Genomic DNA, 13,921 nt, shown 5'->3' with positions numbered 1-13,921 from the left:
ATGGATGCCACATCGGCGCAAGCCGCACCTGTGCCCTCGCTCGCCACGGCAGCGCGTGTTAAGCCTCGGTGCATGAAGAAGAGAGTGACGGAAACCGACGTGGCATCGACGGACGCGAACAACCAGAATGAGGATTGGGTGGCGTGCATGGCCCTCATACGCGACGCGGGCGACGAGGCGGCCTTTGCCCGCCTGTTTTCGCATTTCGCGCCGCGCGTGAAAGGGTTCCTGATGCGCTCTGGGGCCGATGCCGCGCTGGCCGAGGAAGTGGCGCAAGACGTGATGGCGACGCTCTGGCGCAAGGCGCACCTGTTCGATCCCGCGCGCGCCTCGGTGGCGACGTGGATCTTCACCATTGCACGCAACCGCCGCATCGACGTGCTGCGCCGCGCCAGGCGTCCCGAGCCCGAAGACCTGTCCTGGGGGCCCGAACCCGAGCCCGATCAGGCCGATGTGCTGGCCCTGCAACAGGAAAGCGAACAGCTTGGCCGTGCGCTGGCCACCCTGCCCGAGAAACAGCGCGCGCTGATCGAAAAGGCCTATTTCAGCGATCTCAGCCATTCCGAGATTGCCGAACAGACCGGCCTGCCGCTCGGCACGATCAAATCCCGAATCAGACTGGCGCTCGACAGGCTGCGCCACGCAATGAAGTGAAGTCCCCATGACCCAGATCAAGCATCACCTTACCGACGCGCTCCTGATGGCCTATTCCGCCGGGTCGCTCCCCGAGGCGTTCAGCCTGACCGTGGCCACGCATATTTCCATGTGCGACGAATGTCGCGCGCGGCTAGGGGCCTTTGACACCGTTGGTGGTTCGCTGCTGGAGGAAGTGGCGACCCCGATGGCCGAGGACAGCCTTGCCGCTACCATGACGCGTATCCGGGCGGGTGCCGGGACGGAGCGCGAGCGCCCCGCGCCGAGAAAATCCGGCCTGCTGCCCGCGCCGCTGCGCGATTACGTGGGCGGCGATCTCCAATCGGTGCGCTGGCGACCCATCGGCATGGGCGTCAAACAGGCGATCCTGCCCACGGCGAAAGACGCCACCGCGCGGCTTCTCTATATTCCCGCCGGGGCTGCGGTGCCCGATCACGGCCACCGGGGCACCGAACTGACGCTGGTGCTTCGGGGCGCGTTCGTTGACGAGACCGCGCGCTTTGGCCCCGGCGATATCGAGGTGGCGAATGAAGCGATGGATCACATGCCGGTGGCCGATATCGGGGACGATTGCATCTGCCTTGCGGCGACCGATGCGCCGCTGCGGTTCCGCGCGCTGATGCCGCGGCTTGCACAACCTTTCCTGCGGATTTGAGGGGCGGGCACGCCCGTCTGGTCATGACCGGCGGCACTGCGAGATTGTTGTCGGCGTTCTGAAGCGCGACCGGAAACCGCGCCATGCGATCATGTCCATGGCACAACCGATTGACCCGGAGACAGTCGGCGGTCTCAACCGGTCGGCGCAGCCAAGACGGTGCCATCGTAGTTGGCATGTCATGAAAGCCTGTTAGTCTATCCAAGGCGCAGCGGTTTCGTCTGCTTCATGATCGGGGGTGCCGGATGGCGGAATTGCGGGCTGACGGGGCGGTGATCCACCCCGATTGCGAGATCACCGATTGCGAGTTTGGCGCCTTCACCGAGATCGGGCGCGGCAGCCGTCTCGCGCATGTGGCGATGGGGGATTATTCCTATTGCGACCGGGTCTGTGACCTGGCCAATGCCGAGATCGGCAAATTCGCCAATATCGCCAGTTTCGTGCGCGTGGGGGCGACGGATCATCCACTTGACCGCGCTTCGCTGCATCATTTCCTCTACCGCTCGGCGAGTTACTGGGAGGATGCGCCAGACGATACCGACTGGTTCGCTCGACGGCGCACCCGCGTGGCGCGGATCGGGCATGACACCTGGATCGGGCACAACGCGCAGGTCAAACCCGAGGTGACGGTGGGCCATGGCGCGGTGATCGCGGCGGGGTCGGTGGTGACGCACGACGTGGCCCCTTACATGATCGTGGCAGGCGTGCCCGCGCGACCCTTGCGCGCGCGGCTGTCCCCCGATCTGGCGGAACGGATGATGGCGCTGGCATGGTGGGACTGGGATCATGCGCGGCTGCGGGAGAGTCTTGACGATTTCCGCGCGCTGTCGGCGGCCGAGTTCATCGAGAAACATGCATGAAAAAGGGACGGCCCGAAGGCCGCCCCGGTTGGTTCTCAAAACACACTTGGAATTGGGACTGGCAATGCCCGTCCGATAGGCCGGTTCTGTAACGGGCAGGTGACGCTGCCGTGATTATTCCGCGTCGAGGGTGAAGGTGATCCGCTCTCCGGCGAACCACGCGCGACCGTATTCGACCGGCACGCCATCCCCATCCACGTTGATCGTCGTGGTGCGCAGGATCGGCGCGCCGGGAGCGATCTGAAGGTGGCGCGCCTGACTTTGTGTGGCGAGTTTCGCAGTCAGGCGGGTCGAGGCGCGGGTATAGTCCGGCAGGCCGCACTCGACGAGGGCAGCGGTGATCGAGCGGTGCCGCCTCAGCGCCTCGGGCAGGCTGGGAAACCGATCAGCCGGAAAGAGACTCTGGAAGAGCGAGAGCGGCATCCCGTCGGCCAGCGAAAGCCCGTCATAGACATGAACCGGCGCGCCGGGGGCAAGGTGCAGCGCCTCGGCCTCGGTCGGTGCGACGCTGCGGGTCTCGATAGCTAGGATTTCGCGGGCGGGCGCACGACCGGCTGCGCGCAGGTTCTGGTGAAAGCGCACGCGCTTGCCCAAGGGGTAATCGGTCGGACGATGCGAGACAAAGGCCCCGGCCCCGCGCCGCGTATGGATCGTCCCCGCCTCGGCCAGCGCCCCGAGCGCGCGGCGTACGGTGTGGCGGTTGACGGCAAAGCGCGCGGCAAGCGCAGCCTCGGTCGGCAGTTTGTCGCCGGGGCGATAGCGCCCGGCGGCGATGTCGCCGCGCAGGCTGTCGTGAATGGTGCGCCAGAGCGGATCGGGGGTCATGTCACAGAAGTTTCACCTTGGGATGGCTTGTCGGGCAGGATCGGATCGGGTATTGATTTGTCTAGTTGTATAGTAACTCCGACAAATCGACAAGGTGTCTACGTGACCAAAAACCTGGACCGGGCCGGATGGATGGGATTGCTGGCGCGCGCGCGGGCCGGGGATGTCGCGCGGCTGGTGGCGGGTATCGGCGACCTGCCCGATCACCACTGGCTGCGCCCGCCCGAAACCGGCACCGTGATGGTGCGCGGCCGCACCGGGGCCACGGGCGCACCGTTCAACCTTGGCGAGATGACGGTGACGCGCTGTGCGTTGCGGTTGGGCTGCGGCACGACAGGACACGGCCATGTGCAGGGGCGCGACAAGGGGCATGCGCGCGACGCCGCACTGGTCGATGCGCTGATGCAGGGCGCGCGTGCCGACGAGGTCCGCGCCGGGGTGCTTGCCCCGCTGGCCGAGGCCGAGGCGGCACGACGTGCCGCGCGCGCCCGCAAGGCGGCGGCGACGAAGGTGGAATTCTTCACCATGGTGCGGGGAGAGGATTGATGCAGGCAGCGGCACTGTCAGGCGGGTTTTCCGACCCCTCGACCGATGGGGCGCGGGCGTTTCGCGCGGTGATGCAGGCGATGGCGCGGCCCGGTCGCATCGAGCGCCTGGCGGGTGCCGCACCGCCCGCGCCGATGTCCGTGGCGGCGGGGGTGGTGGCGCTCACGCTGTGCGATCCCGATACGCCGGTCTGTCTGGCGGGGGCGCTCGACTGCGCCGCCGTGCGCGGCTGGCTCGCGTTCCATACCGGTGCGCCGGTGGTCGGGCGGCAGGCGGCGGTCTTTGCCTTTGGCGAGTGGCAGGCGCTGATGCCGCTCGACGGCTATGCCATGGGCACGTCGGAATACCCCGACCGCTCGGCCACCCTCATCGTCGAGCTGGCGCGGCTGGAGGCGGCGGGCGCACAGCTTTCCGGGCCGGGGATCGACGGGGTGTCGGCGCTGTCCCTGCCCGAGGTTGCGGCATTTCAGGCGAATGCAGCGCGCTTTCCTCTGGGGCTCGATTTCATCTTTTGTTGTGGCGAGCGGCTGGCCGCGCTGCCGCGCAGCACGCGCGTGGAGGCAGGCTGATGTATGTCGCGGTCAAGGGCGGTGAGCGGGCCATCGAGGCGGCGCATGACTGGCTTGCCGAAGAGCGGCGCGGTGCGCGGGACGTGCCCGAGCTGAGCGTGGCGCAGATCCGCGAGCAGATGGCCCTGGCGGTCAACCGGGTGATGGCCGAGGGCTCGCTTTATGATCCGGACCTGGCCGCTCTGGCGATCAAGCAGGCGCGCGGCGATCTGATCGAGGCGGTGTTTCTGATCCGGGCCTATCGCACCACGCTGCCGCGCTTCGGTGCGTCCCGACCGGTCGACACTGGCGCGATGCGCTGCGAGCGGCGCATTTCGGCAACCTTCAAGGATGCGCCGGGCGGGCAGGTGCTTGGCCCCACGTTTGACTACACGCACCGGCTGCTGGATTTCGCGCTGGCCGCCGAGGGCACGGAACCGCTGCCTGCGCCCGAGGCCCCGGCGCGGGCGGGCGATGTGCAGCATGTGGCGGGATTTCTCGGGCGTGAGGGGCTTATCCAGGGCGAGCCGCCCGTCGAGGATGTGCCGCCCGACCTGACCCGACAACCCATGGACCTGCCCGCCAACCGCGCTCTGCGCTTGCAGGCGCTGGCGCGGGGCGACGAGGGGTTCCTGCTGGGCCTCGCCTATTCGACGCAGCGCGGCTATGCGCGCAACCACGCCTTTGTGGCTGAGTTGCGCATCGGCGCGGTGGCGGTCGAGATGGAGATCCCCGAGCTTGGCTTCGCCATCGAGCTGGGCGAGGTGGTGCTGACCGAATGCGAGACCGTCAACCAGTTCACCGGCTCGAAATCCGAGCCGCCGCAATTCACCCGTGGGTATGGCCTTGTCTTCGGGCAGACCGAGCGCAAGGCCATCGCCATGGCGCTGGTGGATCGCGCACTACGCTGGAAGGATCTGGGCGAGGAGGATCAGGGCGCACCGGCGCAGGACGAGGAATTCGTGCTGATGCATTGCGACAATATCCAGGCCACCGGGTTTCTCGAACATATCAAGCTGCCGCATTACGTCGATTTCCAGAGCGAGCTTGAATTGATCCGCAAGCTGCGCCGCGAGGCCGGTGACGGACGGGAGGCAGAATGAGTATTTGTGGAAGGATGAAGCCGGGGGCGGTGGTTGTTTTTGACATCGGCAACGTGCTGATCCGCTGGGATCCAAGGGCGGCGTTTCGTCATGCAGTCGGCAGCGACGCCGAAATCGACGCGCTGTTTGACGCGGTGGGGTTTTACGACTGGAATTATGCCAATGACCGGGGGCGTGCCCGTTTGGATGCGGTGGACGCGATTGCCGCGCGCTGGCCGCAACATGCCGGGGTGATGGCGGGCTATTTCGACCGGTTTGGCGAGACCATCCGCACACCTATCAACGGGACATGGGAAATCATCGCGGCACTGCGCGCGCGGGGGGTGCGCCTCTGGGCACTGACGAATTTCTCGGCCGATACATGGCCCGAGGCGCTGCGGCTGCATCCTCAGCTCGGCGCGGTATTCGAGGGGATCGTGGTGTCGGGCCATGAGGGCATGGTGAAGCCCGAGCGGGCGATTTTCGATCTTCTGTGCGCGCGGGCGGGCGTGAGGCCGGAGGCGTGTTTTTTTACCGATGACAGTGCGGAGAACGTGGCGGGGGCGCGGGCGGCGGGCTGGCAGGCGCATCTCTTCGATGGGCCGGACGGGTTGCGCGCGGCATTGCGCGAAAGGGGATTGCTGTGAGCGACTACAATTTCGCCTATCTCGACGAGCAGACCAAGCGGATGATCCGGCGCGCGATCCTCAAGGCGCTGGCCATTCCCGGCTATCAGGTGCCCTTTGCCAGCCGCGAGATGCCGATGCCCTATGGCTGGGGCACCGGCGGCGTGCAGGTGACGGCGGCGTGTCTGGTGCCCGAGGACCGGCTGAAGGTGATCGACCAGGGCGCGGATGACACCACCAACGCGGTGTCGATCCGAAAGTTTTTCGAGAAGACGGCAGGCGTGGCCGTGACCGAGGAGACGGCGCGCGCGAGCCTTATCCAGACCCGCCACCGGATACCCGAGACGCCGCTCACCGAGGATCAGGTGCTGGTCTATCAGGTGCCGATCCCCGAGCCGCTGCGATTTCTGGAGCCGCGCGAGACCGAGACGCGCAAGATGCACAGCCTCGAAGAATATGGCCTCATGCATGTCAAGCTTTACGAGGATATCAGCCGCCACGGCGCGATTTCGACCGCCTACGCCTATCCGGTGAAGGTCGAGGGGCGCTATGTGATGGATCCGTCGCCGATTCCGAAATTCGACAATCCCAAACTGTCGGATTGCCCCGCGATCCAGCTTTTCGGGGCCGGGCGCGAGCAGCGGATCTATGCGCTGCCGCCCTATACGAAAGTTGTCAGCCTCGATTTCGAGGATCATCCGTTCGAGGCGAGCAAGGCCGATGCGCCCTGCGCGCTCTGCGGGTCCGAGACGAGCTATCTCGACGAGGTGATCGTCGATGATGCGGGCGGGCGGATGTTCGTCTGCTCCGACACCGATCATTGCCGGGCGCGGCGTGCGGCGGGGCATATCGGGGCCGAGGGTGCGCCCTTTGAGGAGGCTGGCGCATGACCCCGCTCTTGCAGGTGCGCGAGGTGGCGAAGTTCTACGGGTCCCGCCGGGGCTGCGAGGGGGTGAGTTTCGATCTCTGGCCCGGGGAGGTGATGGGGATCGTGGGCGAGAGCGGGTCGGGCAAATCGACGTTGCTCGCGTGCCTCTCGGGGCAGATGGCGCCCGATCGGGGCGCGGTGATCTATGACACGCGCGACCGCGGACCGGTGGACACGCGCGCGATGTCGGAGCCCGAGCGGCGGATGCTGATGCGCACCGACTGGGCGCTGGTGCATCAGAACCCGCGCGACGGGCTGCGCATGGGGGTCTCGGCGGGGGGCAATGTGGGCGAGCGGCTGATGGCCGTGGGGGCGCGGCATTATGGCGATATCCGCGAACGGGCGATCGACTGGATGGGCCGGGTCGAGATTTCCGCCGACCGGGTCGATGACCGCCCCACGGCCTTTTCCGGCGGGATGCAGCAGCGGCTTCAGATCGCGCGCAATCTTGTGACCGGTCCGCGCCTTGTGTTCATGGACGAGCCGACCGGCGGCCTTGATGTCAGCGTGCAGGCGCGGCTTCTCGATCTCTTGCGCGGGCTGGTGCGCGAGATGGGGCTTTCGGCCGTCATCGTCACCCATGACCTGGCAGTGGTGCGGCTTCTGGCGGACCGGCTCATGGTGATGAAGGATGGCCGCGTGATCGAGGCCGGGCTGACCGATCAGGTGCTCGACGATCCGCAGCACGGGTATACGCAGCTTCTCGTCAGTTCGGTCTTGCAGGTATAAGCATGGTGGCATTGACAAAAGGAGAGCACCGATGATCACTGCCTATGCGCGCGAGGGCGAGGGGCTACGCGCTCTTGACAATGGCGATGCGACCGCGCCGATCTGGATCGACCTTTATCAGCCCGATGCGGACGAGCTTGCGCTTGTCTCCGGGCGCAGCGGGGTTGACCTGCCGACGCGCGCCGATCAGGAGGAGATCGAGCAATCCTCGCGGCTCTATCTCGAAGACGGGGTGCCGGTGATGACGGCGCTTTTGCCGTCGCAGGCGGGCAGCGAGGCGATGCAGGTGGGGCCGGTTACCTTCGTGCTGCGGCCCGCGCAGTTGATCACCATCCGCCACCATGCGCCGCGCCCGTTCACGACCTTTCCCGGTCGCGCCGACAAGGCCTCGCTCGGCTGTGCCAGTGCCGAGGCGGTGCTGGTGGGGCTCTTGGAAGAGATCATCGACCGGCTGGCGGATATCATCGAACAGACCGGGCGCGAGATCGACACCATCTCGCGCCGCCTGTTCGGAGCCAAGAAGCTGAGCACCGAGGATCACCGTGCGGCGCTCCGTGAAATCGGGGCAACTGATACCCGCGTGATGCAGCTCCGAGAGAGCCTGATGACGCTGGAGCGCTTGCTGGGCTTTCTCGCACCGGTCTTTGACAAGCTGCGCTCGGGCAAGGTGCTGCGGGCGATGCTCAAGACCCATTACCGCGACGCGCACACGATCGCGGAACACGCAAGCTATCTGCAACAGAAGACGGCACTTTTGCTCGATGCCACGCTGGGGATGATCAATATCGAGCAGAACGCGATCATCAAGATTTTCTCGGTCGTGGCGGTAGCGTTCCTGCCGCCGACGCTGGTGGCGTCGAGTTATGGCATGAACTTTGTCCATATGCCCGAACTGGAATGGACCCTCGGCTATCCGATGGCTTTGGGGCTGATGGTGCTCTCGGCGGCGGTGCCCTTGTGGTTTTTCCGCAGGCGTGGATGGCTCTGAAAGGAAACGGGATGATTGCAGTCGAGGCGGCAGACAAGAGTTTCACGCTGCACAATCAGGGCGGCGCGGTCATCAAAGTGATGGCGGGCGCGCATCTGCGGGTGGAGCCTGGTGAATGCGTGGCGCTGACCGGAGCCTCGGGCGCGGGCAAATCGACGCTGATACGGATGATCTACGGCAATTACCGCGCGAATGCCGGGCGGATCATGGTGGGCGCGGTCGATGTGGCGCAGGCGGCCCCGCGCGAGATCATCGCGCTGCGCCGCGAGGTTCTGGGATATGTGAGCCAGTTCCTGCGTGTGGTGCCGCGTGTGCCGACACTGGAGGTGGTGGCCGAACCGCTGCTTGTTCTGGGCGTGGCGCGGGCCGAGGCGCTGGACCGCGCAGAGGCGTTGCTTGTGCGGCTCAACATCCCCGCGCGCCTCTGGTCACTGAGCCCCACGACCTTTTCGGGTGGCGAGCAACAGCGGGTGAACATCGCGCGCGGCTTTGCCCATGACTACCCGGCGCTGTTGTTGGACGAGCCGACGGCGAGCCTCGATGCGGAAAACCGCGAGGCGGTCATGTGCCTGATCGAAGAGGCCAAGGCGCGCGGCGCGGCGATCCTCGGGATATTCCACGACGAGGGGGCGCGGGCGCGGGTCTGCGACCGCGAAGTGGATGTGTCGGGCTTCGCGGCCGGTGCGGCGGCATGACCCGTGGCCGGTTCATCGCCGTGGTCGGGCCCTCGGGCGTGGGCAAGGACACGCTGATGCGCGCCATGGCCGAGGCGCGGCCCGCCCTGCGGCGGGTGCGCCGGGTGATCACGCGCCCCGCCGACCCGGATGGCGAGGGGCATGAGGCCGTGAGCGAACCGGAATTCGACGCGCGGCTCAGGGATGGCGGTTTTGCGCTGCACTGGCGGGCGCACGGGCTGCAGTATGGCGTGCCGGTCGGGGTCTGCATGGACCTGGCGCAGGGGCGTGACCTTCTGGTCAACCTCTCGCGCACGGTGCTGGCCGTTGCGCAGGCGCGATTTCAGCCCTTCCTTGTCCTGCATCTGACCGCAGATCCGGGTGTTCTGGCGGCGCGGCTTGCGGGGCGCGGGCGCGAGACGGACGAAGATATCGCCGAGCGCCTCGGCGGCGCGGCGCAAGCGCTGCCCGAGGGGGTGGGGCCGGTGGTGACGCTCGACGCCGGCGCGCCGGTCGAGAGGCTGGCCCGCGCCGCGCTCAAGGCGCTTCATGCGGTCAGGGTGTGACGGTGGATCAGGTGAAACCGCCCCTCCCGATCCTCGCCCATGAGCGACAGCGCGTCGATCACGAACGGGCGCGGCAGGAGCGGTGTGAGGATCGGCGCAAGCGTGGCCTGCACGACATCGAGCATGTCAGACGGCAGGGTGCCGGTGAGGGTGATGTGAAAGCGGAAGGCCTCCATGACATAAGGATAGCCCCAGTCGCACAGGTTGGCCTCAAGGTCCGGCGAGAGCCCGTTGCCGCGACGGCGCGCGAGCTCAGCCTCGGTCAGGGGCGCGCGGTAGGGGTCGAACGCGCGCACCGTGTCGGCGGCGAGCGTGTCGAGGGCGCGGTCATCCCCCACGGGCCGCAACGCGAGGAACCGGCCAAGCCGCGCAAGTTCGAGCGTATCGAGCGCGACCGGGGCGCGGCCCGCGCAAAAGGTGCCGAGCGCCTCGGCGAGGGCCTCTTCGCTCTGGCCGGGGGCGAGGCGAAAGGGCGGCTTCATCGTCGCGTGCAGCCCGTATTTGCGCGGTGTGGCGGTGATCTCGGCCAGCGGCAGGTCCATCGCGGGATGGGCGCAAGGCGCACCGTGCACCGGGTCCCAGCCCAGCCAGGACGCGCCGAACGCGGCGAGCGGCCCCGGCGCGGGTGTGAAATAAATGGCGTAGCGGGTGAAGGGCATCGGGCATTTCTCCACGATCGCGGAAAGGCATGAGAGCGACATGACAGAAGAGACCATTCTCGCCAATGCGGAAATCGTCCTGCCCGGTGAGGTGCGGCGCGGATCGGTCGTGCTGCGCGAGGGGCGCATCGCCGATCTGGCCGATGGCGCAGGCGTGCCGACCGGGGCGGTGGATTGCGCGGGCGATCTGGTCATGCCGGGTCTGGTCGAGCTTCATACCGACAATCTGGAGCGTCATATCCAGCCGCGCCCCTCGGTCCACTGGCCCCATGAGGCGGCAATCCTTGCCCATGACGCAGAGCTTGCCAGCGTCGGGATCACGACGGTCTTTGACGCGATGCGCGTGGGGTCGGTGCCGTCGGGCATCGGCAAATATGCCGAATACGCGCGCGGGCTGGCGAACGAGCTTCTGGCGCTGCGCGCCGCCGACGCGCTCCGGATCAGCCATTTCCTGCACCTGCGCGCCGAGGTCTGTTCCGAGACGCTCGAGGCCGAGATGGCCGCCTTTGGCCCCGAGGACCGTGTGGGTCTTGTCAGCCTCATGGACCACACGCCGGGACAGCGGCAGTTCCGCGACATTTCCAAGCTCGAGACCTATGTGAAGGGCAAGCACGGCCTTGACGATGCGCAGTTTGCAGCCCATGTGGCGCACCTTCAGGCGCTGCGCGAAGCGCATGGCGACCGGCACGAGGCGGCGGCGGTGGCGCAGGCACGCCGCTATGGCGCGGTGCTGGCCAGCCATGACGACACCACCGCCGAACAGGTGGCGGTCTCGCATCGGTATGGCGTCGGTATCGCGGAGTTCCCGACGACGGTGGAGGCCGCGCGCGCCTGTCACGCGGCGGGGATCAAGGTGATCATGGGTGCCCCGAACCTGATCCGGGGCGGGTCGCATTCCGGGAATGTGGCGGCGGGGGAATTGGCCGATCTTGGTCTCCTGCACATTCTGTCATCCGATTACGTGCCCTCGGCGCTCCTGTTTGCGGCGGTGCGGCTGGGACGGCACTGGGGCGACATGGCGCGCGGCATCGCCACCGTGACCGAAGCCCCGGCGCGCGCCGTGGGGCTCTCGGACCGGGGCAGCATCGCGCCGGGCGCGCGCGCGGACGTGATCCGCGTGACGCTCCGGGGCGAGACCCCGGCGGTGCGCGGGGTCTGGTCGCAGGGGCGGCGGGTGGCCTGAGCGGGGGCTTTGACAAGGCCACGGCCGGGGCGCATAACCGGCGGCGAACCAGACCCGGAGGCCCCATGACCACGCCGCTTTTCGATCTTGCCGCCCCGCCGCTCGTCCCCGTCGAGGGGGATGCGCGGGGCTATCCGGTGCGCCGCATCTTCTGCGTCGGGCGCAACTATGCTGCCCATGCCGCCGAGATGGGCAACGAGGTGGACCGAGAGGCACCGTTCTATTTCACCAAGACGCCCCATGCGCTTTGCCTCAGCGGCGCAAACATCCCCTATCCGCTCGAGACGCGCGACTGTCATCACGAGATGGAATTCGTCGTGGCCCTCGGTGCGCCTGCCTTTCGGGTGACCGAGGCCGAGGCCATGGCGGCGGTCTGGGGCTATGGCTGCGGCATCGACCTCACGCGGCGCGATCTTCAGGGGCAGGCCAAGGACAAGCGGCGGCCATGGGATCTGGGCAAGGATTTCGAGGATTCGGCGATCATCGGCGCGCTGACCCCCAAGGCGGCCTTTGGCGACATCGGCGAACAGATGATCCGCCTTGACGTGGATGGCCGCGTGGCGCAGGAGGCGCGGCTGTCGGATATGGTCTGGTCGGTGCCCGAGATCATCGTGCATCTTTCACGCTTCTATCATCTGGGGGCGGGCGATCTGATCTATACCGGCACGCCTGCGGGTGTGGGACCGGTGGCACCCGGAAATGTGCTGCGGGGCGAGATCGACGGGCTTGCGCCGCTCACCATCACCATCGGCGCTGCGGAATAACGCAAGACGACCGCGCGCGATCCATCGGCGCGTGACCACGATCCACGGTGTCTTTCGGACACCCACCTCGAGAGAGCGGGTGCCACGGGAGCACCCGGTCTCTGTTAATGGCCCTTTAACCTCTTTGTGCCACGCTTGCCGACAGGAAAGATGCGGAGAGGCGGCATGGCGGGTCTGACGACACTCGATTTCGCGATCCTTGCGGGGACAGCCCTGGTCCTTTCGCTTTTGGTTGTGTGGCTTTCGGGGTTTCTCGTAGCGCGGCCCTCGCCCGTCCCCGGAACCGATACCATGCGTCACTTTCTGTTCCGCGATGGCGCGCTGATCGACACGGATGTGTCGGATTTCGTGATGCCTGACGCCGCTGAGCCACAGGAAAGCGACTGGTCCCGATTCCGCCGCTGGCTCGCCCCCCGCTTTTCCCTGCCCGAAACGGTCGGGGAAGACATGACCCTGACCGCGGATAGCGCGCGCCTCACGCTCACCCCGCAACGCGCAACGCTCCGTGTGACGCTCGCCGACACCAACATTTGCGCCGCCGCGCGCCAGGACCTCCTCGCGCGGCTGGCAGCGGATGATTGTCACCGCAGCGCACTCCGGACGGCACCACTGCCGGTCTGGCTGCGCGATCCCTCGGGCCGGGTTTTGTGGCAGAACAGGGCCGCAGAGATCATCCCCGAACCGGATCTGAACCGCCTTCTTGCCACGACGCAACCGGGCCGCGTGGCGCTCGATGACCCGCCGCGCTGGTATGACATCTCCTGTGTGCAGCATGAACAGGGGCAGATCATCTATGCCAACGACGTCACCGCCAGCGTGCGTGCCGAACAATCGCAGCGTGAATTCGTTCAGACCCTCGCCAGGACCTTCGCCGATTTGCCGACCGGACTTGCTACCTTCGACCGAAGCCGCGCGCTCGCGATGTTCAACCCGGCGCTTACGGACCTGACCGGCCTCGATCCCGTATTTCTCAGCAACCGCCCCGAGATCTTCGATTTCTTCGACAGGCTGCGCGACCGGCAGGTCATGCCGGAACCTCGGAGCTATGCCACCTGGCGAGCGCAGATCACGGCGATGATCCATGCCGCCGATGTCGGCCAGTATCAGGAGGTCTGGAGCCTTGTGAACGGGCGCACCTACCGCGTCACCGGGCGGCCCCATCCGAACGGGGCGGTGGCCTTTTTGTTTGCCGACATCTCCGACGAGGTCGCCAGCACCCGCGATCAACGCGCCGCGCTCGATCTGCGTCAGGCCGCGCTCGATCGCGTCGACGAGGGGATCGCCGTGCTCGACCGGGACGGCGCGCTGCTCTTTTGCAACCGGCGCTTCGCCCTTCTCCTGCGCCTCATGCCAGAGGCGCGCGCGGGCCTTTCCCTGCCCGATTTGCTCGCCGCCTGCCGCACCCGATTTCCGCGCCCCGCGCTCTGGGACGGGATCGAGACCAGATTGCGCAACGAGGCCATCACCGCCTTCGGTGAAAGCGCGGCACTCGAGCGTGGTGCCGTCCTTGCCGTGGGGCTCTCGCCGCTCGGTCACGGGCAAGCCATGCTCTCGCTTCGCCACATGCGGGCGCAAAGCGACGCGGCCGCGCTCAGCGCCTGAGCCCGCATCCGGCTTGCAGGCACCGGCGGGGC

At 67.1% G+C, this 13,921-nt stretch carries 17 protein-coding genes; 15 read left to right on the top strand and 2 right to left on the bottom strand.

Features of this window, described 5'->3' with window-relative positions; genetic code table 11:
* Positions 1–72 precede the first annotated feature (72 nt).
* From ACSSV8_RS11940 to ACSSV8_RS11930, 3 genes are all read left to right on the top strand, one after another.
* Positions 73–654 (top strand): sigma-70 family RNA polymerase sigma factor, encoded by a 582-nt coding sequence (locus ACSSV8_RS11940; RefSeq protein WP_454282579.1) that lies wholly within the window; start codon positions 73–75, stop codon positions 652–654.
* A gap of 7 nt (positions 655–661) precedes the next feature.
* Positions 662–1,309, top strand: a complete 648-nt coding sequence (locus ACSSV8_RS11935; protein WP_454282578.1) for a ChrR family anti-sigma-E factor — start codon at positions 662–664, stop codon at positions 1,307–1,309.
* Between the two features lie 245 nt (positions 1,310–1,554).
* Entirely contained in the window at positions 1,555–2,169 is a 615-nt protein-coding gene (locus ACSSV8_RS11930) for a chloramphenicol acetyltransferase (RefSeq protein WP_454282577.1), read from the top strand.
* 114 nt (positions 2,170–2,283) lie between these two features.
* On the opposite strand, the gene phnF is transcribed toward ACSSV8_RS11930, so the two are convergent.
* Positions 2,284–2,994 (bottom strand): phosphonate metabolism transcriptional regulator PhnF, encoded by a 711-nt coding sequence (gene phnF / locus ACSSV8_RS11925; protein WP_454282576.1) that lies wholly within the window; start codon positions 2,992–2,994, stop codon positions 2,284–2,286.
* Positions 2,995–3,096: 102 nt separating this feature from the next.
* On the opposite strand from phnF, the gene phnG reads away from it, so the two are divergent.
* From phnG to phnN, 9 genes are read left to right on the top strand one after another with little or no spacing between them, the layout of a single operon-like run.
* Positions 3,097–3,540, top strand: coding sequence for a phosphonate C-P lyase system protein PhnG (phnG, locus tag ACSSV8_RS11920; RefSeq protein ID WP_454282575.1), 444 nt, complete (start codon positions 3,097–3,099; stop codon positions 3,538–3,540).
* A complete protein-coding gene (gene phnH, locus ACSSV8_RS11915; protein WP_354537798.1) occupies positions 3,540–4,109 on the top strand; it encodes a phosphonate C-P lyase system protein PhnH in 570 nt (189 codons plus the stop codon). The genes phnG and phnH overlap by 1 nt, the downstream gene beginning before the upstream one ends.
* Positions 4,109–5,191 (top strand): carbon-phosphorus lyase complex subunit PhnI, encoded by a 1,083-nt coding sequence (locus ACSSV8_RS11910; protein WP_454282574.1) that lies wholly within the window; start codon positions 4,109–4,111, stop codon positions 5,189–5,191. Before phnH ends, ACSSV8_RS11910 begins: the two co-directional genes overlap by 1 nt.
* Entirely contained in the window at positions 5,188–5,817 is a 630-nt protein-coding gene (locus ACSSV8_RS11905) for an HAD family hydrolase (protein ID WP_454282573.1), read from the top strand. The genes ACSSV8_RS11910 and ACSSV8_RS11905 overlap by 4 nt, the downstream gene beginning before the upstream one ends.
* Positions 5,814–6,686, top strand: a complete 873-nt coding sequence (locus tag ACSSV8_RS11900; RefSeq protein ID WP_454282572.1) for an alpha-D-ribose 1-methylphosphonate 5-phosphate C-P-lyase PhnJ — start codon at positions 5,814–5,816, stop codon at positions 6,684–6,686. The genes ACSSV8_RS11905 and ACSSV8_RS11900 overlap by 4 nt, the downstream gene beginning before the upstream one ends.
* Positions 6,683–7,453, top strand: coding sequence for a phosphonate C-P lyase system protein PhnK (gene phnK, locus ACSSV8_RS11895; protein ID WP_454282571.1), 771 nt, complete (start codon positions 6,683–6,685; stop codon positions 7,451–7,453). The genes ACSSV8_RS11900 and phnK overlap by 4 nt, the downstream gene beginning before the upstream one ends.
* 31 nt (positions 7,454–7,484) lie before the next feature.
* Positions 7,485–8,441: a magnesium transporter CorA family protein gene (locus ACSSV8_RS11890; protein WP_454282570.1), complete on the top strand. Its 957-nt coding sequence runs from the start codon at positions 7,485–7,487 to the stop codon at positions 8,439–8,441.
* Positions 8,442–8,452: 11 nt separating this feature from the next.
* On the top strand, positions 8,453–9,136 hold the full coding sequence (gene phnL / locus ACSSV8_RS11885) for a phosphonate C-P lyase system protein PhnL (RefSeq protein ID WP_354537792.1): 684 nt from the start codon (positions 8,453–8,455) through the stop codon (positions 9,134–9,136).
* On the top strand, positions 9,133–9,681 hold the full coding sequence (gene phnN, locus ACSSV8_RS11880) for a phosphonate metabolism protein/1,5-bisphosphokinase (PRPP-forming) PhnN (RefSeq protein ID WP_454282569.1): 549 nt from the start codon (positions 9,133–9,135) through the stop codon (positions 9,679–9,681). The genes phnL and phnN overlap by 4 nt, the downstream gene beginning before the upstream one ends.
* Here the strand turns inward: phnN and ACSSV8_RS11875 are convergent.
* Complete coding sequence (locus ACSSV8_RS11875; RefSeq protein ID WP_454282568.1) at positions 9,663–10,340, bottom strand: DUF1045 domain-containing protein; 678 nt, start codon at positions 10,338–10,340, stop codon at positions 9,663–9,665. The two genes, phnN and ACSSV8_RS11875, sit on opposite strands and share 19 nt — an antisense overlap.
* Positions 10,341–10,380: 40 nt before the next feature.
* Between ACSSV8_RS11875 and ACSSV8_RS11870 the strand changes: the two genes are divergently transcribed.
* The 3 genes from ACSSV8_RS11870 to ACSSV8_RS11860 all read left to right on the top strand — a co-directional run bounded on the left by ACSSV8_RS11870 (position 10,381) and on the right by ACSSV8_RS11860 (position 13,889).
* A complete protein-coding gene (locus ACSSV8_RS11870) occupies positions 10,381–11,523 on the top strand; it encodes an alpha-D-ribose 1-methylphosphonate 5-triphosphate diphosphatase (protein WP_454282567.1) in 1,143 nt (380 codons plus the stop codon).
* A 65-nt stretch (positions 11,524–11,588) separates the two neighbouring features.
* Positions 11,589–12,287 carry a fumarylacetoacetate hydrolase family protein gene (locus ACSSV8_RS11865; RefSeq protein WP_354537789.1) on the top strand — a complete coding sequence of 233 codons (699 nt, stop codon included), beginning with the start codon at positions 11,589–11,591 and terminating at the stop codon, positions 12,285–12,287.
* A 165-nt stretch (positions 12,288–12,452) separates the two neighbouring features.
* Positions 12,453–13,889 (top strand): PAS-domain containing protein, encoded by a 1,437-nt coding sequence (locus tag ACSSV8_RS11860; RefSeq protein ID WP_454282566.1) that lies wholly within the window; start codon positions 12,453–12,455, stop codon positions 13,887–13,889.
* Positions 13,890–13,921 lie beyond the last annotated feature (32 nt).

It is taken from the genome of Roseovarius sp. MBR-79 (assembly GCF_053628555.1).
Note: the sequence above shows the minus strand (reverse complement) of the source record. Positions and strands in the feature narration are given on the sequence as shown.

Excerpts from the sequence above, each read along its gene's own strand:
- phnH (WP_354537798.1), top strand. The coding sequence starts at position 3,540 with ATGCAGGCAGCGGCACTGTCAGGCGGGTTTTCCGACCCCTCGACCGAT.
- ACSSV8_RS11910 (WP_454282574.1), top strand. The coding sequence starts at position 4,109 with ATGTATGTCGCGGTCAAGGGCGGTGAGCGGGCCATCGAGGCGGCGCAT.
- ACSSV8_RS11860 (WP_454282566.1), top strand. The coding sequence starts at position 12,453 with ATGGCGGGTCTGACGACACTCGATTTCGCGATCCTTGCGGGGACAGCC.
- ACSSV8_RS11940 (WP_454282579.1), top strand. The coding sequence starts at position 73 with ATGAAGAAGAGAGTGACGGAAACCGACGTGGCATCGACGGACGCGAAC.
- phnF (WP_454282576.1), bottom strand. The coding sequence starts at position 2,994 with ATGACCCCCGATCCGCTCTGGCGCACCATTCACGACAGCCTGCGCGGC.
- phnK (WP_454282571.1), top strand. The coding sequence starts at position 6,683 with ATGACCCCGCTCTTGCAGGTGCGCGAGGTGGCGAAGTTCTACGGGTCC.
- ACSSV8_RS11935 (WP_454282578.1), top strand. The coding sequence starts at position 662 with ATGACCCAGATCAAGCATCACCTTACCGACGCGCTCCTGATGGCCTAT.
- phnL (WP_354537792.1), top strand. The coding sequence starts at position 8,453 with ATGATTGCAGTCGAGGCGGCAGACAAGAGTTTCACGCTGCACAATCAG.
- ACSSV8_RS11905 (WP_454282573.1), top strand. The coding sequence starts at position 5,188 with ATGAGTATTTGTGGAAGGATGAAGCCGGGGGCGGTGGTTGTTTTTGAC.
- phnN (WP_454282569.1), top strand. The coding sequence starts at position 9,133 with ATGACCCGTGGCCGGTTCATCGCCGTGGTCGGGCCCTCGGGCGTGGGC.
- ACSSV8_RS11875 (WP_454282568.1), bottom strand. The coding sequence starts at position 10,340 with ATGCCCTTCACCCGCTACGCCATTTATTTCACACCCGCGCCGGGGCCG.
- ACSSV8_RS11930 (WP_454282577.1), top strand. The coding sequence starts at position 1,555 with ATGGCGGAATTGCGGGCTGACGGGGCGGTGATCCACCCCGATTGCGAG.
- ACSSV8_RS11890 (WP_454282570.1), top strand. The coding sequence starts at position 7,485 with ATGATCACTGCCTATGCGCGCGAGGGCGAGGGGCTACGCGCTCTTGAC.
- ACSSV8_RS11865 (WP_354537789.1), top strand. The coding sequence starts at position 11,589 with ATGACCACGCCGCTTTTCGATCTTGCCGCCCCGCCGCTCGTCCCCGTC.
- ACSSV8_RS11870 (WP_454282567.1), top strand. The coding sequence starts at position 10,381 with ATGACAGAAGAGACCATTCTCGCCAATGCGGAAATCGTCCTGCCCGGT.